We start from the raw sequence: 19,685 nt of genomic DNA, 5'->3' as shown, positions 1-19,685 counted from the left end.
CCTGATCGGCTGCCCATGCGCATCGAGTTCGACTTCATGGCCGTGCTGTCGCAGTGGCCGCTGCTGGCCACGGGCGTGGCCTGGACCCTGGCCCTCACCGCCGTGGCCACCGTGGTGGGGATGGCGGTGGGCATCGCCTGCGCCTGGGCACGGTCCCAGGGGCCGGCGGCGCTGCGCTGGCCGGTGGCGGCCTATGTGGAGCTGGTCCGCAACACGCCCTTCATCGTGCAGCTGTTCTTCATCTTCTTCGGGCTGCCCGCGGCGGGCCTGAAGCTCTCGCCCGAGGCGGCCTCGTTCATCGCCATGGTGATGAACCTGGGCGCGTACTCGACCGAGATCGTCCGCGCCGGCATCCAGGCCACGCCGCGCGGCCAGATCGAGGCGGCGGTGAGTCTGGCGCTGTCGCGGGTGCAGGTCTTCACGCGCGTGGTGCTGCCGCCCGCGCTCAAGAAGGTGTGGCCGGCCATGGTGAGCCAGATCGTCATCGTGATGCTGGGCTCGGCCGTGTGCAGCCAGATCTCGGTGCAGGACCTGAGCTACGCCGCCAACCTGATCCAGAGCCGCAACTTCCGCGCCTTCGAATCGTTCATCGTGGCCACGGGCATCTACCTCGTGCTCTCGATCGCGCTGCGCCGGCTGCTGCACTGGGTGGGCCCGCGCTTTCTCTTCGGCCGCTGAGCATGGCTCCAGCAATTTTCTAGGAACGCGAGATGGTCGATTTCACCTTCTGGGACATCCTGCGCAACCTGCTGCTGGCCGCGCGCTGGACCGTCGTGCTCTCGCTGATCGCCTTCGTCGGCGGCGGCCTGGTGGGCGGGCTGCTGCTCGTGGCCCGGCTCACCGGCGGCCGCGTGGCCGAGCGCGCCGTGGGCGTGTACGTGCAGGTCTTCCAGGGCACGCCGCTGCTGATGCAGCTGTTCCTGTCGTACTTCGGCCTGGCGCTGCTCGGGCTCAACGTGTCGGCCTGGACCTCGGCCGCCGTGGCGCTCACGCTCTACACCAGCGCCTTCCTGGTGGAGATCTGGCGCGGCTGCGTGGCCGCCGTGCCCAAGGGCCAGTGGGAGGCCTCGGGCAGTCTGGCCCTGTCGTTTGGCGAGCAGATGCGCCACGTGATCCTGCCGCAGGCCGTGCGCATCGCCACGGCGCCCACGGTGGGCTTTCTGGTGCAGGTGGTCAAGGGCACGGCGCTGGCCTCGGTGATCGGCTTCGTGGAGCTGACCAAGGCCGGGGGAATGATCGCCAACACCACCTTCAAGCCGTTCGCCGTCTTCGCCTGCGTGGCGCTCGTCTATTTCGCGCTGTGCTTTCCCGTGAGCCTGTATGCGCAACACCTCGAAAGGAAGTTCCATGGCCGCCGCTGAAACCCTGGCCGACGCGCCCGCTGTGGCACCTGCCGTGCCCGCGCCGCCGGGCCGCTCCATCGTACAGGTCACCGCGCTGCGCAAGTCCTACGGCACCAACGAGGTGCTCAAGGGCATCGACCTGACGGTGCAGCCCGGCGAGGTGATCGCCATCATCGGCAAGAGCGGCTCGGGCAAGAGCACGCTGCTGCGCTGCATCAACGGCCTGGAAACCTTCCAGGACGGCGCGCTCACGGTGGACGGCAAGCCGCTGCTGCACGACAGCGCCATGGCCATGCGCGAGCTGCGCCAGCGCGTGGGCATGATCTTCCAGAACTTCAATCTCTTTCCGCACCTCTCGGTGGGCCGCAACGTCATGCTGGCCCCCACGCTGGTCAAGCAGCGTTCGCAAAAGGACGCGGCCGCACAGGCGGCCCGGCTGCTGCAGCGCGTGGGCCTGGGCGAGAAATTCGACGCCATGCCCGACCAGCTGTCGGGCGGTCAGCAGCAGCGCGTGGCCATCGCCCGCGCGCTGGCCATGGAGCCGGCCGTGCTCCTGTGCGACGAGATCACCTCGGCCCTCGACCCCGAACTGGTGGGCGAGGTGCTGCGCGTCGTGGAGTCGCTGGCCCGCGAGGGCATGACCCTGCTGATGGTGACGCACGAGATGGCCTTCGCCCGCAAGGTGAGCAACCGCGTGATCTTCATGCACCAGGGCCGCGTGCACGAGATGGGTCCGCCACAGGACCTGTTCGGCGACCCGCAGACGCCGGAACTGCTGCAGTTCCTGTCGTCGCTCAAGGATTGAGCCGCCCTCGCCGGTAGCTCCCATGGCGGCGGGCCGTCCGTGCCCGCACACGCATCAAGGCCCGCATGCTCCTCAGCATGCGGGCCCGTCGGGGTGGAGTGGAGTTCGTGTGGTAGTTGCTCCGGGCGGCGTCAGGAGTGGGCGCCGGCCTTGAATTCCGAGCGCGACAGGGCACCGTTATGGTCCTTGTCGAGCTCCTTGAAACGGTTGCCGATGGCGGGCAGGCGTGCGGCCTCTGCCAGGGTCAGTTGTCCGTTCTTGTCGCTGTCAACGCGATCGAACGCGCTGGAAGTTTGTGCGGCCGGCTGCGAGCCGCCGAAGGTGGCGCCCTTGGCGCCGGGATGCAGGCCCATGGAGGTGCCCGACGCGGTCTGGGGAGGTTGGTTGGACGGGGAGGTGAGGGTCGGGGAAGGCGTTTGTGCATGCACTGCGGCACCTCCCAGGGTGATCGCCGCGAACAGCATCACGCTGCGGCTGTCGAAAGGAAGGGTGCGTCGTTGCTGAGGTGCCATGGGTTCACGCTCCGTGAAAGTTGAACAGGATTGCATTGCACCGCAACCTGCGGTGCCCGGCCAGTGATTTTGCCCGCTGTTGCCCTGATACACATTTGCCTGCCGGTTGTAACGCACAATGCCCGCGGCCGCCTCCAGCGCGGCTTGCAATGCACAAGGAGCAGCCCATGGGCAACCGACTGACACAGATCGCCACGCGCACCGGAGACGACGGCACCACGGGCCTGGGCGACAACACCCGCGTCTCCAAGGACAGCCCGCGCCCGCACGCCATGGGCGATGTGGACGAGCTCAATTCCCACATCGGCCTGCTGCTGTGCGAGCCGTTGCCGGCCGAGGTGCGCACGCTGCTGTCGGACGTGCAGCACCAGCTGTTCAACCTGGGCGGCGAACTGTCGATTCCCGGTTTCGAGCTGCTCAAGGACGAGGCGCTCGCGCAGCTCGACGAGGCCCTGGCCACCCACAATGCGGCGCTGCCGCGGCTGGCCGAATTCATCCTGCCCGCCGGCACGCGCGCCGCGGCGCAGGCCCACGTGTGCCGCACCGTCGCCCGCCGCGCCGAGCGTGCGGTGGTGGCCCTGGGCGCCGCCGAGCCGGTGCGCGATGCGCCGCGGCGCTACCTCAACCGGCTGTCGGACCTGATGTTCGTGCTGGCGCGCGTGCTCAACCGCCTGGACGGCGGCGACGACGTGTACTGGAAGAGCGAGCGCATGGCGCGCGCGGAGTCCGGCGCGGCCTGACTGGCACCGCCGCCGGCCTGAAATCCGCCGCCGCGGCGGTCAGCGTGGCGCCAGCATGGCGATGGTCAGGCGCGACACGCAGGTCAGCTCGCCTTCGTCATTGACCATGTCGATCTGCCACACCTGCGTGGTGCGGCCGATGTGCACGGGCCTGGCGGTGCCGGTCACCCAGCCGCTGCGGGCCGAGCGCAGGTGGTTGGCGTTGATGTCCAGGCCCACGGCGTGCCAGCCCTCGGGCGAGGCATATACCGCGCCCACCGAGCCGAGCGTCTCGGCCAGCACCACGCTCACGCCGCCGTGCAGCAGGCCGAAGGGCTGCTTGGTGCGCGCATCGACGGGCACGCGGGCGCGCAGGAAGTCGTCGCCGATCTCGGTGAATTCGATGCCGAGGTGGGACACGGCGGTGCCTTCGTTGCCGGCTTGCACGGTGGGCAGGTCGATGGGACGCTTCCAGATGGGCATGGGGGATTCCTTGCGTTGGTGGGTGGGGCCGGCCGGCCGCGGGCGGCCGGGAAAGTGGGCCGGATTATCCGGCGCCCTTCCCGCCGCGCGGGTCGCTCAGGCGCGCATGGTGCCGGTGCGCACGTAGCGCTCGTGCCAGGACAGCGCCTCGCCCAGCAGGTGGGGCGTGTGGCGGCCGCAGCCGCTGGCCTCGGCGCGGGCCACGTAGTCGCGCAGCGCGGGGCGGAAGTCCGGGTGCGCGCAGCGCTCGATCACCACGCGCGAGCGCTGCGAGGGCGACAGCCCGCGCAGGTCGGCCAGGCCCTGCTCGGTCACGATCACCTGCACGTCGTGCTCGGTGTGGTCCACGTGCGAGGCCATGGGCACGATGCACGAGATGGCGCCGCCCTTGGCCAGCGACGGCGTGAGGAACATCGACAGGTAGGCGTTGCGCGCATAGTCGCCCGAGCCGCCGATGCCGTTCATGATGGACGTACCCATCACGTGCGTGGAGTTCACGTTGCCGTAGAGGTCGGCCTCGATCATGCCGTTCATCGAGATCAGGCCCAGGCGGCGGATCAGCTCGGGGTGGTTGCTGATCTCCTGCGGGCGCAGCACGATGCGCTCGCGGTAAAAGTCGATGTGGCGGGTGAATTCCTCGGTGGCCGCCGGGCTGAGCGACAGCGCCGTGGCCGAGGCGCTGTCGAGCTTGCCCGAACGCAGCATGTCCAGCATGCCGTCCTGCAGCACCTCGGTGTAGGCCGTCATGTGGTCGAACGGCCCGGCGTTCAGGCCGGCCAGCACGGCGTTGGCGATGTTCCCCACGCCGGACTGCAGCGGCAGCAGGCCCGGCGGCAGGCGGCCCCGCGCCACCTCGTGCTGCAGGAACTCGATGATGTGGCCGGCGATGCGCTCTGAGGTGTCGTCCGGTGCGGCATAGGCCGAGTTGCGGTCCGGCGCGTGCGTGTCCACCACGGCAACCACCTTGGCCGGGTCGCAGCGCAGGTAGGGCTCGCCGATGCGGTCGGCCGGGCGCACCAGCGGGATCGGCACGCGGTTGGGCGGCAGGTCGGTGCCGTAGTAGATGTCGTGCATGCCCTCCAGTCCCTCGGGCTGCCAGCTGTTGACCTCCAGGATGATGCGGTCCGCCTGGTCCAGCCAGGTCTTGTTGTTGCCCACCGACGATGAGGGGATCAGCCGGCCGTCGGGCAGCACGCCGGCCACTTCGATCACCGCCACGTCCAGCTTGCCCCACAAGCCGAACCACACGTAAGGCGCCACGTGCGACAGGTGGGCGTCCACGTACTGCATCTGGCCGGCATTGATCTGCTGGCGGCAGGTGGGGTCGGACTGGTAGGGCATGCGCATGCTGATGCCGCCCACCTTGGCCAGCGCGCCGTCCAGCTCCGGCGCTGTGGAGGCCCCTGTCCACAGCCCGATGCGAAAGGCCTCGCCGGCCGCATGCAGCCTCTCGATGCGGCGGGCCAGCGCCGCCGGCACGGCCTTGGGATAGCCCGCGCCGGTGAAGCCGCTCATGCCCACGCGCGCGCCGTCGGGAATCAGCTCGGCGGCCTGTTCGGCCGACAGGGTGCGTTCGCGCAGCAGGGGGTTGAGAACGCGGCTGGGTGGGGTCATGGAGGGGGGCTTTCGGCGCAAGGAGGGGCGGCCACAAGGGGCCGCAAAGGCTGCGCGAAATCTTAGCAGCCGCCTGTGTCGCCACTCAGGGTTTACCCGAGTGCCAAAGCGGTCCCGGTCACTTTGAAATGCACCCGCGGCGACCGGCGGTACGATCGATGCCGCTCATGTCCACGACCTCCCTTTGCCCCTCCTGCCGGCAGCCCGCCGAGTCCCATCGCTTCCGCTCGCACGGCAGCGAGACCATCGAGCTGGACCTGTGTTTTGCCTGCCAGGGCCTGTGGTTCGACCCGCGGGAGAACACGCGCCTGGCCCCGGCCGGGGTGGTGGCGCTGTTCGAGCTGTTGCACCAGCACCGCGGGGATGCGCGCCACCCGGTGGCCCAGCGGCTGCAATGTCCGCACTGCCCGCGCGCGCTGGAGCCCGGCTTCGACGTGGTCAAGGGCGGGCGGTACAAGACCTTCCGCTGCCCCGCGGGGCACGGCCGTTTCAGCACCTTCGGCTCGCTCATGGTGGAAAAGGGGTTCGTGCGGCACCTGTCGGTGGCGGAGATCGACGCGCTGGCCGAGCGCGTGGGCACCATCCAGTGCACCAGTTGCGGCGGCACGGTGGACATACGCAACGACCACGCCTGTCCCTATTGCCGCTCGGCCCTGTCGCTACTGGACCCGCAGGCCGTGGACCGGGCATTGGACCGCCACGCCAGCGCGGCGCGGGCCGCACCGGCTACCTCTGCGCCCGGGCCCTCCGACGTGGCCGATGCGCTGGTGGCACTGGAGCGCGTGCGTTCGCGCGAGCGGCGCGAGATGGAGCGGGAGCGGCTGACCGGCGCGGGCGAAGGCTTCGATCTGCTGGCCGCGGGGCTGGAACTGGTCTGGACGCTGGTGCGGCGCTGAGGCCGCACCGGCGGCTGGGCGCCCGCTGCGGCAGGGGTCAGCGCCGGCGGTTCAGCAGCGCGTAAAGGCCGATCGCGCCGAAGGTGGCGGTGCCGATGCCGCCCAGCGCGAAGTCGCCGAATTTCAGCGTGAAGTCCCCCGTGCCGATGATGAGCGTGATGGCCGCCACGATGAGGTTCTTGTTGTCCGAGAAGTCCACCCGGTTGTCCACCCAGATCTTGGCGCCGGCCACCGCGATGAGGCCGAACACGACGATGGAGACGCCGCCCATCACCGGCAGCGGAATCGCCTGGATCAGCGCGCCGAACTTCGGGCTGAAGCCCAGCAGCAGCGCGATCAGCCCCGCCACCAGGAACACGGCGGTGGAGTAGATCTTGGTGGCGGCCATCACGCCGATGTTCTCGGCATAGGTGGTCACGCCCGTGCCTCCGGCACTGCCGCTCACCATGGTGGCGATGCCGTCGCCGATGAAGGCGCGGCCCATGTAGCGGTCCAGGTTCTGGCCCGTCATGGCCGTCACGGCCTTGATGTGGCCCAGGTTCTCGGCCACCAGGATGACGGCCACGGGCGCGATCAGCAGCATGGCCGGGCCGCTGAACACCGGCGCCGTGAAGTGCGGCAGGCCCAGCCAGGGGGCGGAGGCCAGGGCCGACAGGTCGATCGGCTTGCCCCAGCCCAGCAGGTTGGTGAACACGGCATAGACCCCGCTGGCGGCGATCAGCCCCAGCAGGATCAGCAGGCGCTGCGCCATGCCCCGCGTGAGCACGGCCACCAGGCCCACGCACACGAAGGTGACGGCCTGCATCCAGCTCTCGAAGTTGTTGGCCGCCATGTTCTTGATGGGAATGCCGGCCAGGTTCAGCCCGATCACCGCCACCACCGCGCCCGTCACCACGGGGGGCATGAAGCGCTCGATCCAGCCGGTGCCGATGGCCTGCACCAGCGCGCCGATCAGGGTGTAGACCAGGCCGCACGCGACGATGCCGCCCAGCGCCACGGCCATGTTGGCGTTGGGGCCCTGGCCGGCGTAGCCCGATGCGGCCACGACCACGCCGATGAAGGCGAAGCTGGAGCCCAGGTAGCTCGGCACCCGTCCGCCGGTGATGAGAAAGAAGATCAGTGTGCCCAGCCCGCTCATCAGGATGGCCACGTTGGGGTCGAACCCCATCAGGATGGGCGCGAGCACCGTGGCGCCGAACATCGCGATCACGTGCTGCACGCCCATCACGGCGGTCTGCCCCCAGGGCAGGCGTTCGTCGGGGGCGACGACGGCGCCCTGGGCAGCTGTGGTCACCCGCCAGCGGGGAAAGTAGGGGGAAGTCACGGGAATGTCTCCTGAAAAGGTATGGGCACCTCGGCGTGGGGGTGCCGTCTGGATGGGGGGAACGGCCGGTGGGGCGTGGGCGAGTTTAGGGTCAATGCAAACCGGTCTGGCCGAGGGGCGGGTACCGCGTTTCGGCCCCTGGGCCCACAGCCACGTAGGACAGAGCCGACCTGCCGCAGCCGGCCCCTGCGATAACGTAGCCCTTCGGTACCGCAGCACCGTCCCGCCCCCCCCGCCTGGGCTCTTCATACCCTCTCGAACCTTTCTGACGCACATGCCGCGCCACCGCTTCCGCTGGATTGCCCTGGGCGCCACTGCCGTGGCGATGGCGTGCGCGGGCGCCCTGGCGATCTGGTGGCCGTCCGAGGCCGAGCTGGCCCGCCGCGCGGGCGATGCCGCGACCGAGCGGCTGGGCGTGCCGGTCAAGGTCGGCCAGTTGCACTGGTCGCTGTTTCCTTCGCCGCGCGTGGAGCTGCGCGACGTGCGCACCGAACAGGAAGCCCCCTTGAGCGCCGAGCGCCTCTCGGCCGGCGTGCGCTGGGGCGACCTGCTGCACCGGCGACTGGCGCTGACCGACCTGCAGCTGGAGAACGCCACCATCCCGCAGGCCTCGCTTTCGGAGTTCCAGGTGCGGCCCACCGATGATGGCGCCGAATCCTCCCTGCCGTTCACCCTGGCCCCCATCCCGGTGGAGCGGGCCGACTGGCAAGGCGTGCGCTGGATCGGCCGCAACGGCCGTACGCTCGTCTACGCCGGCAGCGCCGAATTCGACACCGCATGGCGGCCCCGCCAGGCCTGGCTGGAGCGCACCGGCGCACCTGTGCCCACACGCATGGCCATCACGCGCGAGGGCACCGAGGACCGCTGGCGGGCCGACGTGTCCGCCGGCGGGCGCACCGAACAGGGCACCCTGCGCCTGCAGGAGATCAACGGCCGTTACCGGGTGACCGGCGCTATCGACTTCACCGGCGTCGATGTGGAGGGCGTCATGGCCGCCTTCGAGCGCCGCGCCGTGGTGGCCGGCAAGGCCAGCGGCCACACCGACCTGATCGCCGAGGGGGCCGACCCGGCCGAGGCGGTGCAGGCCCTGCACACCCGCACCCGTTTCACGGTGGCGCGCGCCCGGCTGCTGACCTTCGACCTGGAGCGGGCCGTGAAGACTGTGGGCACCCAGCGCGGCGGCACCACGCAGCTCGACAGCCTGGAAGGCGTGGTTCGCACCGAGGCGGACCGCAGCGGCACCATCGTGCGCTACAGCGACCTCAAGGCGACCTCCGGCGTGCTCACGGCCACGGGCGACGCGGTGCTGCAGAACCGGCGGGTGAGCGGCCACGTGGCCGTGGACCTGGTGGATGGCGTGGTGGGCATTCCACTCGAATTCGGCGGCACCATGGACGACACCACTCTGACCCTTCCGCCGGCCGCGCTGGCCGGGGCGGCCGTGGGCACGGCTGTGGCGCCGGGCGTCGGCACGGCCATCGGCGCCCGCATCGGTGAAACCCTGCGCCGCATCTTCGGTGGCGACGAGCCGGAGGTGCCGCCCTCCAAACGCCCGGCCCCGCGCCGCTGAGCGCGCCCGGAACCCCGCCGCAAGGCCTGGATCTTCTTTTTTGGTGCAGCATGGATAACCCCATTGAAAATGCCATTCACCGCAATAAATACTAGGGCGTTACGCTATGAATTCAGGAGCAAATCAACAGGAAGGAGTGGTCGTATGACGGGTCGCAATCCGGCCCCGCCGGGCGTGGGGCGGGTCGCTTTCGATCAATAGGAAACCGTGCCATGTCCAGCGGTATCCCCACCCATCCCCCATCGTTCCTCGCCTCCGGCGGCGAGATGGCGCAGCGCATCGCCCGCCATGACTGGGCCGCCACGCCCCTCGGTCCCCTGGCCGCCTGGCCGGCCCACATGCAATGGGCCATTTCCACCATGCTGCACGCCGCCGTGCCCATGGCCACGCTGTGGGGCGAGTCCGGCGTGCTGCTCTACAACGACGCCTATGCGGCCTTCTCGGGCCAGCGCCACCCGCAGCTGCTGGGCTGCAACATCGGCGACGCCTGGCCCGAGGCGGCGCAGTTCAACCGCCACGTCGTGAAGACCGTCCTGGCCGGCGGCACCCTGAGCTACCGCGACCAGCCCTTCATGCTGAACCTCAACGGGCGTGCCGAGCCGGTGTGGATCAACCTCGACTACTCGCCGCTGCTCGACGGGACCGGGCAGCCTGCGGGCGTGCTCGCACTGGTGGTGGACACCACCGCCAAGGTCCAGGCCGAGCGGCAGCTCAAGGGCGAGCAGGAGCGTTTCGCCCAGCTGTTCGAGCAGTCGCCCAGCTTCATGGCCATGCTGGAAGGGCCCGAGCACCGCATCGTGCTGGCCAACCCCGGCTACCTGCGGCTCGTGGGCAACCGGCCGCTGCTGGGCCTGACCGTGGCGCAGGCGCTGCCGGACGCGGCCACGCAGGGCTATGTCGAGCTGCTGGACCGGGTCTATGGCAGCGGAGAGGCCCTCACGGCGCATGCCGCCCGCTACGTCCGCCAGGCCGAGCCTGGCGGGCCGGAGCACGAGCTGTACGTGGACTTCGTCTTCCAGCCGATCCGCGATGCCGCGGGCGCGGTGACCGGCATCTTCGTGGAGGGTGTGGACATCACCGAGCGCATGGCGGCCGAGGCGCGGCGCGAGGCGCTGGCGCGGTTTTCCGACCAGTTGCGGTCGCTGGACAGCGTGGACGCCGTCTGCCTGGCTGCGGCCGAAACCCTGGGCCGCACTTTGAAGGTCAGCCGCGCGGGCTATGGCGCGGTGGATGCCGCCGCGCAGGCCGTGCACGTACACCACGACTGGATGGCGCCCGGCTGCGATCCGCTCGCGCCGGTGCTGCACCTGCCCGATTTCGGCGGCTTCCTGGACGACCTGGCGCGCGATGAATCCGTGTGCGTGGCCGACGTGCGCGGCGACGCCCGCACCCGCGACCGGGCCCCGGCGCTGGAGGGGCTGTGCGCCCGCGCCTTCATGAACATGCCGGTGGTGGAACACGGCCAGCTGGTGGCCATGCTGTTCGCCCACCACGAGCACGTGCGCGAGTGGACGGGCGAGGAGATCGCCTTCATGCGCGAAGTGGCCGCCCGCACGCGCACCGCCGCCGAGCGCGCGCGCACCGAGGCCCAGTTGCGCGAGGTCAACGAGTCGCTGGAGCAGGCGGTGGCGCAGCGCACCCACGAGCTGATGGAGGTCGAGGCCAAGTACCGCCAGGCGCAGAAGATGGAGGCCATCGGCCAGCTGACCGGCGGCATCGCGCACGACTTCAACAACCTGCTTGGCGCCATGAGCGCCAGCCTGCAGGTGCTGGAAAAGCGCATCGCGCTGCACAAGTTCGACAACGCCGAGCGCTACATCGGCATGGCGCAGGGCTCGGTGCGCCGCGCCGCGTCCCTCACCCAGCGCCTGCTGGCCTTCTCGCGCCGCCAGACGCTGGACCCCAAGCCGGTGGACGTCAACCGGCTCATCGGCAGCATCGAGGAGATGGTGCGCCGCACGGTGGGCCCGGGCGTGGAGGTGGAGGTCGTCGGCGCGGGGGGGCTGTGGCTCACCCGGGTCGATCCGTCGCAGCTGGAGAACGCGGTGCTCAACCTGTGCATCAACGCGCGCGACGCCATGTCGCCGCACGGCGGGCGGCTGACCATCGAGACCGCCAACAAGTGGCTGGACGACCGCGCCGCCACCGAGCGCGAGCTGGCGCCGGGCCAGTACATCTCGGTGTGCGTGACCGACACCGGCGCGGGCATGGCGCCCGACGTGGCCGCCCGCGCGTTCGACCCCTTCTTCACCACCAAGCCCATGGGGCAGGGCACGGGCCTGGGCCTGTCGATGGTGTACGGCTTCGTGCGCCAGTCGGGCGGACAGGTGCGCATCTACTCGGTGCCCGGCGAAGGCACCACCATGTGCCTGTACCTGCCGCGCTACCTGGGCGATGCCGATGCCGAAGTGCCCGATCTGCCGGCCATGGACGACCACCGCGGCGAGGGCGAGGTGGTGCTGGTCATCGAGGACGAATCCATCATCCGGGGGCTCATCGCCGAAGAGCTGGAAAACCTGGGCTACCGGGTCGTCTCGGTGGGCGACGGGCCGGCCGGCCTGCACGTGCTGCAGTCCGGGCGCCGCGTGGACCTGCTGCTCACCGACGTGGGGCTGCCCGGCGGCCTGAACGGCCGCCAGGTGGCCGATGCCGCCCGCGTCACGCGCCCCGGCCTCAAGGTGCTGTTCATCACCGGTTACGCCGAAAACGCGGCCGTGGGCAACGGCCTGCTGGAATACGGCATGGAGGTGATCACCAAGCCCTTCGACGTGGGCGCGCTGGCCGCCAAGGTGCGGGAGATGATCGAGCGCTGAAGGGCCCGCGCCCCGCGCGCTCTTGCTTCAGGGGCGGACCCGCTGGGTGGCGTGCGTGAAGAACGTGTTGCCGCCCGAGGTCTTGAACTCGCTGAACTCGCGCGACGGCGCCCCCGAGCCGGCGGTGCGCCAGCCGAAGAGCCCGGTCGGGCTGGGGTCGGGCGCAAGGCCCTCCGTCGCCACCTCGAGCGCTGCGTTGTAGAAGGCCGTGTACTGGGTGTTCCAGCGCAGGTTGGTGGCGTCGTTGACGAGTGCCAGCACCCCGTTGATCACCTTCTCCTGGCCGCCGCCCAGCCGGGGATACTGGTCGAATCCCTTGAACTGCACGCCATGGGCGCTGGCGCGCACGATGTCCGTCAGGCTGCGCGCATTGGGGGCGCCGAAGTCCTGCGGCTTGCCCGAAGCGAGCCGGTTGTGGAGCACGCGCCGCATCATGCGCATGCCCTGCTTGGCGTCCTCGATGTCCTTCACGCCGGTGTCGCGCCACGTCTGTGGCGCCGGGGCCTCGGCCAGGAACAGGCGCATCAGCATGCCGGCCTCGGAGGCGGCATCGGGCAGCGACACCGGCTTTCGGATCGTGATGCTGACCAGCGGCGGGGTGATCGTCAGCAGCGGGGCGCCCGCGCCCTGCTGCACCTGGATGGCCAGCTTGGCATTGCCCTCGCGCAGGGCCGTGACCACGAAGGCCCACGAGTCGGCGCGGCTGTTGTGGGTGCTGCTCACCTCCAGCAGGTTCGGGATGTCGCTCACGGCGACGAGCTTCTGGCGCTTGTCGATGGCCTCGAGCTTGACGCGCAGCTTGTTGCCCACCACCAGGGTCAATACGCTGGGCACCGGGTCGTTGTAGGCGAACTTCAGGAGGGCATTGGGCATGGCAAAGGGCTCGGATCGGAAGAGAGAGAAATAAAGGAAAAAAGGGGCTGCGGCAGGCCCGCAGGCAGGTGCCTCGGGCATCCACGGAATGCGCCGCGAAGTGGCAAGAGGGACGAGAAGAGGGAAGAGGGAACGGGGCAGGGCCGAGACGCCCGGAAGGCGCCCAGGGCGGCCTCAGTGCGGCGTCATGGTGGCGGCGGGCGGAACGCCGGCACGCGCACCGCGGTGCCGATGCGCCGGCACTGGCCCTGGATGCGCTCCACCCAGGCGCGGCTCACGAGGAAGGTGCTGGAACCCACGGCCTCGTCGGTGGGCACCACGTCGGTCCGCAGGTTCACCGATTTGCCATTCGCCAGTGCCGCGCCGCGCTCGGCCGGGTCGTCGTCCTGTGCGGGGTTCGGGGCCCCCGGCGGCACCGGAGGCGGCACCCGCAGCCGGTAGATGTGTGATCCGGTGGTCCAGACCATCCACACCAGCGCAAAGCCTTCCGGATCGGCCTTGGATGGCGGAAACGCCTGCTGCACGAAGCAAAACGACTGGGGCCGCCGCGTCTGCCGCAGTTCCGTCAGGAACGCGCGGAGCATGGCTGGGCTGGCGATGTGTTCCGGGGCCGGGGCCGAGAAGGCCGGGTCGGCCGCTACGGGCTGCGGGCGGCCCGCGTCGGCCCAGGCGCCGGGCGCGAGAGTCGCCAGCAAGGCCGCCAGGCCCCAGGCGTGCAACCTCGGGCGCGCCGTGGGGCACAGGGACAAAACAGGGCGCAGCCGGGGTACGTGCATGGGGCAGGAGGGAAAGCCGGGACCGGCGTAGTGTACGCAGGCGCCTGCTCCCCGCCATGGCGCGGTGGCCAAGGCGAGGGCCCTGTTGCAGACCCTGCGGCGGGGGCGTCAGCCGTTGGTGGCGATCACCGCGCTGATGAGGCCGGGGCCGGGGAAGTCGGCCATGACCATGCCCACCCGGCCGTGCAGTTCCCCACCTGGGCCCATGCGGGGGTACAGGAGCTGGTTCGTCCCGTCGAAGGCGATCGAGCAGATGCCGATGAAGCAGTTGACGCGGGGAAAGTCGGGCCAACTGTTCTTCCAGCCCGGGGTGGTCCGCCCCGTCATGAGCAGGGGGGCGTTGGTCTGGGGGCTCGACGCCCCGCTGGCGACGAAATAGGGAAACGAGCCGGACGCGGCGCTCAGGTAGTTGATATAGGCCTGGTCGCGGCTTCCGGCGATCGCCGCGCGGGCATGTGCCTTGACTTTTTCCCACTTGTCGTACAGGTCCCAGTTGGTGCCCAGCTTCCACTCGTCCTGGATGCTGAACGCGCCGGGATACGCGATGCCGTACTGGTGCGTCGCGGAGAAGTTCTGCAGCACCACGATCTTTCCGCGAATGTCCTTGAGCACGGGGTTGCCGCCGGTGCCATCCGCGGGCGGCTGCCAGAAGGCGGCCTGGTTGGGTTGGTAGTAGCGGTTCTTGAACGTTTCCTCGAAGGTCTCGGTGTTGCCGCCGCCGTCGCCCTCCTGCTTGATCCGCATGAACACGGTTTCCGACGGGTGGGTCTTCAGGAAGTCGATCACGGTGGCGAGCACGTCGGAGAAGTAGGCGTACTGGAACTGGATGCCGTGGTAGATCGGCAGTTCGTCCTTGGTGTGGTTGCACCGGATGTCCAGCACGCGGATGCCGGATTTGAGTTGGTTCGCCAGCGGCATCGACTGCGTCTGGGTGATGTCGCCGCCATAGAACGACATGGTGTCGTGCGTGCCGGGCAGGGACAGCTCGCTGAGCCTGCGCCCGTCCGGCAGGTGCGCCATCCAGTCGGTGTTGCTGGTCTTTATTTCCGAATCATGTGAATATCCCTGCCGGCTGGCCGCCAGCTCGCCCGTGGGCACGTGGATCGCCGCGCATTGCATGAGCACCTGAGTCATCGTTCACCTCCTAAAAATGCATGTTTGTGAAAAATCGGTTGCCGGGCGGGTGGTGCCGCCCACCTGTAGCAGCCGGCACCCCCGACCCGCAAGACTAGAGAGGCAGTGCCTCGCGCGCATCCCTGATATCGGGGATGCATGCCGTTTTTCCTGCGTGCGGCGCCCCTGCCGATGAGCGCGCCCGCACCGCCGGCCGTGGCCGCCGTGCTGCTGGTGGAGGACGACCCCGCCTGCGCGCGGCGCCTGGCCCGCCTGCTCGGGCAGGTCCATCCCGGGGCCTCGGTGGCGCACGCCGGCAGCCTGGCCCAGGCCGGCGCGCTGTGGCCCGCGCGGGGCTTCGATCTGGCGCTGGTGGACCTGCACCTGCCCGATGGTTCGGGACTGGCGCTGCTGGAGGCGTTTTCTCGGGCCCGACCGCCACTGGAGGCCGTGGTGGTCTCCGCCTGGGGGCACACCGACACCATCGTCGCGGCCATCCAGGCCGGCGCACGGGGCTACCTGCTCAAGAGTGCCGAAGACGATGAACTGGTGCGCGCGCTGGCCTGCATGCGGGCCGGGGGGGCGCCCATCGACCCGCTGGTCGCCGCGCGCATCCTTGCCCTGCTGGCCTCGGCCCCCGGCCACGGCGCCAGCACCGCGCCGCCAGCCCCTGGCGCCGGCAGCGGCGCTGCCGACGGGGTGCTGCGCGTGGCGCTGTCGGCGCGCGAGTTGCAGGTGCTGCACCAAGTGGCGCTCGGGGACACCAACCGCGAGATCGCCCACACCCTGGGCCTGTCCGTGCACACCGTGGAATGCCACACACGCAGCATCTACCGCAAGCTGGTGGTGCGCACCCGCACGGAGGCCGTGGTCCTGGCACAGGCGCAAGGCTGGCTCTAGTGGAGCGCAGGGCGTCGCGTGGTGCCTCGCTGGCGCTGGCTGCCCTGCTTGCCCTGGGCGCGGTGGCCCTGCTGGTGAGCGCCTTGCTGCCGTCCCCGCGGGCCTGGGGGGCGGGCGATCTCCTGGCCTTCACCGCCGTGGAGTCGGTGCGCGGCGAGCCGCTGGAGGCCATGGCGCCCCAGGCGCCCGCCGCGGCCGCGCCGCCCGCGCACGGCTGGGTGCCCGTCACCTTGCCCGATGCCTGGAGCGACCGCTGGCCCGCGCACGACGGCGTGGTGTGGTACCGCCTGCGCTTCACGCTGCCACCCGACATCCCCGCGGACCGGGAGTTCGCACTCGCCCTGGACGCGATGAACATGGCCGGCGCGGTGTGGCTCGACGGCCAGCTGCTGTGGCGCGACGAGCGCCTGGCCGAACCTGGCTTGACCCGGGCCTGGAACCAGCCGCGCTTCGTGCGCCTGGGCGCGCTGCGGGCACCGGGGCCGGGCCGTGCGCAGGCCGGGGGCGAGCACACGCTGCTTGTGCGCATCACCGGCTACGCGCCCTATGTGGGCGGCCTGAGCGAGGTGTGGCTGGGGGCCGCGGACCCGGTGCAGCGCCTGCACGCCCAGGCGCAATGGTGGCGCGTGGGCCTGCAGCAGGTGAGCCTGGGGGTCAACGTGGCCATGGCGCTGCTGTTTCTCATGCTGTGGATCTGCTGGCCGCGCGAGCGGCTGTACGGATGGTTCGCGCTCACGGCGCTGGCGTGGTCCGCGGGCTGCTACAACCAGGTGGCCACGGGCGTGTGGCCGCTGCGCACCGTGCCGCAATGGCAGTTCGCGATGGCCGCGCTGCTGTTGCTGTTCGCCGGCAGCTACCTGGTCTTCGTCTTCCGCTTCGCCGGCCGGCGCCATGTCCGCTGCGAGGCCGCCCTGGCCTGCACCCTGGGCGCGGCCGTCCTCGCCGGCATCCTGGCCATAGGCCGGTATCCGCAGGCGCTGCCGGCCGTGCGGATGGCGACGTTGCTGGCCGGGCTGCTGCTGTTCATGCTGGCGGTGGCCTATGTGCTGCAGCATGCCCTGCGCACGCGCAGCCCCTCCAGCATCGCGCTGGCGCTGGCCGTGGTGATCGCGCTGGCCGGCGGGCTGCACGACATGGCGGCCCTTCTCGCGTGGATCGACGACACGCGCTATTACGCGGTGGTCTGTTCCACCTTCTCGCTCGTGAGCATGGCGTTCCTGCTGGCGTGGCGGCTGCGCAGCGCGTTCGAGCGCGAGGCTTACTTCAATGCGGAACTGCGCGAGAAGGTGGAGGGCGCGCGCGCCGAGCTGACCGCGGCGCTGGCCCGGCAGCGCGCCCTGGAACTGGCCAACGCCCGCCAGGCCGAGCGCATCGGCATGGTGCGCGACCTGCACGACGGCCTGGGCGGCACGCTGGTCCATGCGGCGGCCTGCTGGGGCGAGGCGCCGCAGGTGCCGGTGCCCGCGCCGCAGGCGCTCGCGGTGCTGGCGCAGATCAGCGACGACCTGCGGCTGATCATCGACACCACGGCCCATGTGCCGCAAGGGGATCTGCAGGCCCTGCTGGCCGCCCCCCGGCGGCGCCTGATGTCGCGCCTGCAGGCCGCGGGCATCGATGCCCGCTGGCATGCCGAGGGCCTGGACGGGGTGCGGCTGGAGGGGGCGCGTGCGCTGAACCTGCTGCGGCTCCTGCAGGAGGCGGTGACCAATGCCATCCGGCACAGCGGAGCGCGCCGCGTCGGCATATCGGTGCTGCGCCTGGGGCCGTGCCTGCAGGTCTGCGTGCAGGACGACGGCCGGGGTTTCGATGCCACGCGGGCCGGCGCGCAGGGGATGGGACTGGCGAACATGCGGCAGCGTGCGATCGCCCTGGAGACGGTGCTGCAGCTCGAAACCGCCCCGGGCCAGGGGTGCCGGGTGGCCGTCGACGTGGCATGGCAGGCCGCCGATCCGCCAGTTCCCCCGATCCCTTCGGGCGATTGACTTTTCAGTGCGCGCGGCTGGCGAGCGCCCGCTCGATGCGGTGCCGCGCCACGGTGGTCTTGGGCACCTTGAACGGGAACCAGGCGCGCACGTCCTCGTCCAGCCCGATGCCGTGCATGTAGTTGTAGATCGCCTTCTTCAGCGCGCCGCCCAGCGCGTCGTGGTCCACGCCGGTGGGGTCGATGAAGGCCACGTCGTTCTTGGCGAAGCCGCCCGGCGGCAGCGGCGCGAGCGTGACGCCGTACTCCCCGGGGTTCTTGCCCACGGGCGAGTGCACGGTGCAGGCGAAGCGGTGGAAGAACCCGCTCTGGATGCAGCCGTTGGCGAACAGCTGGCGCACGTATTCGAGCGCATCCACGGTGTCCTGCACCGTCTGGGTCGGAAAACCGTACATCAGGTACGCGTGCACGAGGATGCCGGCATCGGTGAAGGCCCGCGTCACGCGCGCCACCTGGTCCACCGACACGCCCTTCTTCATGAGCTGCAGCAGCCGGTCCGAGGCCACCTCCAGCCCGCCCGAGATCGCGATGCAGCCGGAGTCGGCCATCAGCTCGGCCAGATCGGGCGTGAAGGTCTTCTCGAACCGCACGTTGCCCCACCAGGAGATGCCGGCGTTGCGTTCGATCAGCTCGGTGGCCAGCGCCTTGAGAGCCTTCGGCGGGGCGGCCTCGTCCACGAAGTGAAAGCCGGTCTGCCCGGTCTCGCGCACGATCTGCTCGATTCGGTCGGCCAGCACGGTGGCGCTCGCGCCCTCGTAGCGGCTGATGTAGTCCAGGCTCACGTCGCAGAAGCTGCACTTCTTCCAGTAGCAGCCGTGGGCCACGGTGAGCTTGTTCCAGCGCCCGTCGCTCCACAGCCGGTGCATGGGGTTGAGCATGTCCAGCAGCGAGAGGTAGCGGTCCAGCGGCAGGCCGTCCCAGGTGGGCGTGCCCACCTCGGCGAAGGCGATGTCGGCCTCCATCATGTTCACGTACTGCACGGCGCCGTCGTCGCCCCGCACGAAGGTGCGCACCAGGCGCTGGCGGCCGCGCTGGCCCTGCACGTGCTCCAGCAGCGCGAGCAGCGGGCGCTCGCCCGCGTCCAGCGTGACGTAGTCGAAATGGTCGAACACGCGGGGCTCGGCCAACTCGCGCAGCTCGGTGTTCACGAAGCCGCCGCCCAACACCGTGGCGATGTGCGGGTAGCGCGCCTTGATGGCCTGGGCGATGCGAAAGGCCGCGTACACCGAGCCGGGGAAGGGCACGGACAGCAGCACCACGTCGGGCGTGTGCCGCGCGATGGCCTCGTGCGTGAGCGCCTCGAGCATCTCGTCCACCAGCGTGGGCGGCGCGGCCAGCGCGTCGGCCAGCGGGTCGAAGGTGGGCTGGCTGCCGGCCAGCGACTCGGCATAGCGCACGAACTCGAAGCGCTCGTCCACCGCATCGCGCAATACGTCGGCCAGGTCGTTCAGGTACAGCGTGGCGATGTGTTTGGCCTTGTCGTGCAGGCCCAGGGCGCCGAAGGCCCAGCCCAGCGGGTCGCCGCCCTCGTCGTCCACATAGACGTCGAGCGAGGCGAAGCGCGGGCCCTCGGGCAGGTAGTGGCGCCCGGCGATGCGGTGCGCGAGCGTCGAGTCGCGCCCCTGCAGGAACGCGATGGCCGGCGCCACCGTGGCGAGGTAGCGGTCCTGTTGCGCGGCGAAGGACTGGACCGCCGGGCTGCGCTGCGCCTCGGGCAGGGCCTGCACCCGCGCGGCCACGGCCTGCAGGCCCTCGGGCGAGAGCAGGCGCAGCACCAGGGCCAGCGCCAGGTCTTCCTGGAACGCGGTGACGCCGCGCGAGCGCAGAAAGCCCGTCAGGTAGGCGCTGGAGGGGTAGGGCGTGTTCAGCTGCGTCATCGGCGGGATGACGGCCAGCACGCGGGGGGTCGAGGCGGACATGGGTGTGGGGCAGGGCGGCCGCGCAAAAGGCGGGGGGCAGCAAA

Annotated in this window: 17 protein-coding genes; 9 read left to right on the top strand and 8 right to left on the bottom strand. The window is 70.4% G+C overall.

Annotated elements, in window-relative coordinates; genetic code table 11:
• Positions 1-15 precede the first annotated feature (15 nt).
• From AVAK2825_RS09460 to AVAK2825_RS09450, 3 genes are read left to right on the top strand one after another with little or no spacing between them, the layout of a single operon-like run.
• Positions 16-678: an amino acid ABC transporter permease gene (locus AVAK2825_RS09460; protein ID WP_284397113.1), complete on the top strand. Its 663-nt coding sequence runs from the start codon at positions 16-18 to the stop codon at positions 676-678.
• Between the two features lie 32 nt (positions 679-710).
• Positions 711-1,361: an amino acid ABC transporter permease gene (locus AVAK2825_RS09455; protein WP_272566202.1), complete on the top strand. Its 651-nt coding sequence runs from the start codon at positions 711-713 to the stop codon at positions 1,359-1,361.
• The gene (locus AVAK2825_RS09450) at positions 1,348-2,148 is read left to right on the top strand and encodes an amino acid ABC transporter ATP-binding protein (protein WP_284397107.1); all 801 of its coding nucleotides are present in this window, start codon (positions 1,348-1,350) and stop codon (positions 2,146-2,148) included. Before AVAK2825_RS09455 ends, AVAK2825_RS09450 begins: the two co-directional genes overlap by 14 nt.
• Positions 2,149-2,279: 131 nt before the next feature.
• On the opposite strand, the gene AVAK2825_RS09445 is transcribed toward AVAK2825_RS09450, so the two are convergent.
• Entirely contained in the window at positions 2,280-2,660 is a 381-nt protein-coding gene (locus tag AVAK2825_RS09445) for an EF-hand domain-containing protein (protein ID WP_284397103.1), read from the bottom strand.
• 167 nt (positions 2,661-2,827) lie between these two features.
• On the opposite strand from AVAK2825_RS09445, the gene AVAK2825_RS09440 reads away from it, so the two are divergent.
• Entirely contained in the window at positions 2,828-3,400 is a 573-nt protein-coding gene (locus AVAK2825_RS09440) for a cob(I)yrinic acid a,c-diamide adenosyltransferase (protein ID WP_284397100.1), read from the top strand.
• A 39-nt stretch (positions 3,401-3,439) separates the two neighbouring features.
• On the opposite strand, the gene AVAK2825_RS09435 is transcribed toward AVAK2825_RS09440, so the two are convergent.
• Both AVAK2825_RS09435 and scpC read right to left on the bottom strand, forming a co-directional pair.
• Positions 3,440-3,862 carry a hotdog fold thioesterase gene (locus tag AVAK2825_RS09435; RefSeq protein ID WP_284397097.1) on the bottom strand — a complete coding sequence of 141 codons (423 nt, stop codon included), beginning with the start codon at positions 3,860-3,862 and terminating at the stop codon, positions 3,440-3,442.
• Between the two features lie 96 nt (positions 3,863-3,958).
• Positions 3,959-5,476: a succinyl-CoA:acetate CoA-transferase ScpC gene (scpC, locus tag AVAK2825_RS09430; RefSeq protein ID WP_284397095.1), complete on the bottom strand. Its 1,518-nt coding sequence runs from the start codon at positions 5,474-5,476 to the stop codon at positions 3,959-3,961.
• A 167-nt stretch (positions 5,477-5,643) separates the two neighbouring features.
• On the opposite strand from scpC, the gene AVAK2825_RS09425 reads away from it, so the two are divergent.
• Positions 5,644-6,372: a TFIIB-type zinc ribbon-containing protein gene (locus AVAK2825_RS09425; RefSeq protein ID WP_284397094.1), complete on the top strand. Its 729-nt coding sequence runs from the start codon at positions 5,644-5,646 to the stop codon at positions 6,370-6,372.
• A gap of 37 nt (positions 6,373-6,409) precedes the next feature.
• Here the strand turns inward: AVAK2825_RS09425 and AVAK2825_RS09420 are convergent, their stop codons facing one another.
• Positions 6,410-7,696: a solute carrier family 23 protein gene (locus tag AVAK2825_RS09420; protein ID WP_284397092.1), complete on the bottom strand. Its 1,287-nt coding sequence runs from the start codon at positions 7,694-7,696 to the stop codon at positions 6,410-6,412.
• Between the two features lie 274 nt (positions 7,697-7,970).
• Between AVAK2825_RS09420 and AVAK2825_RS09415 the strand changes: the two genes are divergently transcribed.
• Complete coding sequence (locus AVAK2825_RS09415; RefSeq protein ID WP_284397090.1) at positions 7,971-9,266, top strand: AsmA family protein; 1,296 nt, start codon at positions 7,971-7,973, stop codon at positions 9,264-9,266.
• Positions 9,267-9,478: 212 nt separating this feature from the next.
• A complete protein-coding gene (locus AVAK2825_RS09410; RefSeq protein WP_284397087.1) occupies positions 9,479-12,079 on the top strand; it encodes an ATP-binding protein in 2,601 nt (866 codons plus the stop codon).
• Between the two features lie 27 nt (positions 12,080-12,106).
• Here the strand turns inward: AVAK2825_RS09410 and AVAK2825_RS09405 are convergent, their stop codons facing one another.
• The 3 genes from AVAK2825_RS09405 to AVAK2825_RS09395 form a co-directional block, all read right to left on the bottom strand.
• Positions 12,107-12,952, bottom strand: coding sequence for a hypothetical protein (locus AVAK2825_RS09405; protein WP_284397084.1), 846 nt, complete (start codon positions 12,950-12,952; stop codon positions 12,107-12,109).
• A gap of 185 nt (positions 12,953-13,137) precedes the next feature.
• On the bottom strand, positions 13,138-13,728 hold the full coding sequence (locus tag AVAK2825_RS09400) for a hypothetical protein (RefSeq protein WP_284397083.1): 591 nt from the start codon (positions 13,726-13,728) through the stop codon (positions 13,138-13,140).
• A gap of 108 nt (positions 13,729-13,836) precedes the next feature.
• Positions 13,837-14,862, bottom strand: coding sequence for a phosphatidylinositol-specific phospholipase C (locus tag AVAK2825_RS09395; protein WP_284397082.1), 1,026 nt, complete (start codon positions 14,860-14,862; stop codon positions 13,837-13,839).
• Positions 14,863-15,033: 171 nt separating this feature from the next.
• Here AVAK2825_RS09395 and AVAK2825_RS09390 point away from each other — a divergent pair, with 171 nt between their 5' ends.
• Positions 15,034-15,741, top strand: coding sequence for a response regulator transcription factor (locus AVAK2825_RS09390; protein ID WP_284397077.1), 708 nt, complete (start codon positions 15,034-15,036; stop codon positions 15,739-15,741).
• The gene (locus tag AVAK2825_RS09385) at positions 15,741-17,723 is read left to right on the top strand and encodes an ATP-binding protein (RefSeq protein WP_284397073.1); all 1,983 of its coding nucleotides are present in this window, start codon (positions 15,741-15,743) and stop codon (positions 17,721-17,723) included. The genes AVAK2825_RS09390 and AVAK2825_RS09385 overlap by 1 nt, the downstream gene beginning before the upstream one ends.
• A 4-nt stretch (positions 17,724-17,727) precedes the next feature.
• Here AVAK2825_RS09385 and AVAK2825_RS09380 read toward each other — a convergent pair whose 3' ends face one another.
• Positions 17,728-19,641: a B12-binding domain-containing radical SAM protein gene (locus AVAK2825_RS09380; protein WP_284397071.1), complete on the bottom strand. Its 1,914-nt coding sequence runs from the start codon at positions 19,639-19,641 to the stop codon at positions 17,728-17,730.
• Positions 19,642-19,685 lie beyond the last annotated feature (44 nt).

The sequence above is a fragment of the Acidovorax sp. SUPP2825 genome (genome assembly GCF_030158995.1).
In the GTDB taxonomy this organism is placed as follows: Bacteria; Pseudomonadota; Gammaproteobacteria; order Burkholderiales; family Burkholderiaceae_C; genus Paracidovorax.
Note: the sequence above shows the minus strand (reverse complement) of the source record. Positions and strands in the feature narration are given on the sequence as shown.

Bases quoted from the DNA above. Each gene is read 5' to 3' on its own strand.
- AVAK2825_RS09460 (WP_284397113.1), top strand. From the start codon at position 16: ATGCGCATCGAGTTCGACTTCATGGCCGTGCTGTCGCAGTGGCCGCTG.
- AVAK2825_RS09455 (WP_272566202.1), top strand. From the start codon at position 711: ATGGTCGATTTCACCTTCTGGGACATCCTGCGCAACCTGCTGCTGGCC.
- AVAK2825_RS09450 (WP_284397107.1), top strand. From the start codon at position 1,348: ATGGCCGCCGCTGAAACCCTGGCCGACGCGCCCGCTGTGGCACCTGCC.
- AVAK2825_RS09445 (WP_284397103.1), bottom strand. From the start codon at position 2,660: ATGGCACCTCAGCAACGACGCACCCTTCCTTTCGACAGCCGCAGCGTG.
- AVAK2825_RS09440 (WP_284397100.1), top strand. From the start codon at position 2,828: ATGGGCAACCGACTGACACAGATCGCCACGCGCACCGGAGACGACGGC.
- AVAK2825_RS09435 (WP_284397097.1), bottom strand. From the start codon at position 3,862: ATGCCCATCTGGAAGCGTCCCATCGACCTGCCCACCGTGCAAGCCGGC.
- scpC (WP_284397095.1), bottom strand. From the start codon at position 5,476: ATGACCCCACCCAGCCGCGTTCTCAACCCCCTGCTGCGCGAACGCACC.
- AVAK2825_RS09425 (WP_284397094.1), top strand. From the start codon at position 5,644: ATGTCCACGACCTCCCTTTGCCCCTCCTGCCGGCAGCCCGCCGAGTCC.
- AVAK2825_RS09415 (WP_284397090.1), top strand. From the start codon at position 7,971: ATGCCGCGCCACCGCTTCCGCTGGATTGCCCTGGGCGCCACTGCCGTG.
- AVAK2825_RS09410 (WP_284397087.1), top strand. From the start codon at position 9,479: ATGTCCAGCGGTATCCCCACCCATCCCCCATCGTTCCTCGCCTCCGGC.
- AVAK2825_RS09405 (WP_284397084.1), bottom strand. From the start codon at position 12,952: ATGCCCAATGCCCTCCTGAAGTTCGCCTACAACGACCCGGTGCCCAGC.
- AVAK2825_RS09400 (WP_284397083.1), bottom strand. From the start codon at position 13,728: ATGCACGTACCCCGGCTGCGCCCTGTTTTGTCCCTGTGCCCCACGGCG.
- AVAK2825_RS09395 (WP_284397082.1), bottom strand. From the start codon at position 14,862: ATGACTCAGGTGCTCATGCAATGCGCGGCGATCCACGTGCCCACGGGC.
- AVAK2825_RS09390 (WP_284397077.1), top strand. From the start codon at position 15,034: ATGAGCGCGCCCGCACCGCCGGCCGTGGCCGCCGTGCTGCTGGTGGAG.
- AVAK2825_RS09380 (WP_284397071.1), bottom strand. From the start codon at position 19,641: ATGTCCGCCTCGACCCCCCGCGTGCTGGCCGTCATCCCGCCGATGACG.